Origin of the sequence: Citrobacter sp. wls826, assembly GCF_005281245.1 — a bacterium.
GTDB classification, from domain to species: Bacteria; Pseudomonadota; Gammaproteobacteria; order Enterobacterales; family Enterobacteriaceae; genus Citrobacter; species Citrobacter braakii.
Genome location: NZ_SZWS01000053.1, coordinates 268,528 through 269,103 on the forward strand (window position 1 = coordinate 268,528; position 576 = coordinate 269,103).

At 60.1% G+C, this 576-nt stretch carries 1 protein-coding gene; it reads left to right on the forward strand.

Going from position 1 to position 576, the window contains the following annotated elements:
• Nucleotides 1-576, forward strand: a 576-nt coding sequence (locus FDW87_RS22595; protein WP_252363179.1) for a glycogen/starch/alpha-glucan phosphorylase, incomplete at both ends; no start/stop codon positions are given.

The following is a 576-nucleotide window of genomic DNA, read 5'->3' on the forward strand; positions in this document are numbered from 1 at the left end:
GCGCCAGTGGTGGCAGGCAGTGAGTGGGGCGTTGGCTGAGTTACTCTGCGCCCAGCCTGCGGCGAAACCGGCAAAAAATCAGCGCCATGTTAACTACATCTCGATGGAGTTTTTGATTGGCCGTCTGACCGGCAACAACTTACTCAATCTCGGCTGGTATCAGGCGGTGAGCGATGAGCTGAAAGCGCATGACGTCAACCTGACCGACCTGCTGGAAGAAGAGATCGACCCGGCGCTGGGTAACGGTGGATTGGGGCGCCTGGCGGCCTGCTTCCTTGATTCGATGGCGACAGTCGGTCAATCGGCGACGGGCTATGGTCTCAACTACCAGTACGGCCTGTTCCGTCAGTCATTTGCCGATGGGCAGCAGATGGAAGCCCCGGATGACTGGCATCGCGGCAGCTATCCGTGGTTCCGTCACAACGAGGCACTGGATGTGCAAGTAGGGATTGGCGGCAAGGTCACCAAAGAAGGGCACTGGGAGCCGGGGTTTGTTATCACCGGCCAGGCCTGGGATCTACCGGTTCTCGGCTACCGTAACGGCGTGGCGCAACCGCTGCGTCTGTGGCAGGCCAG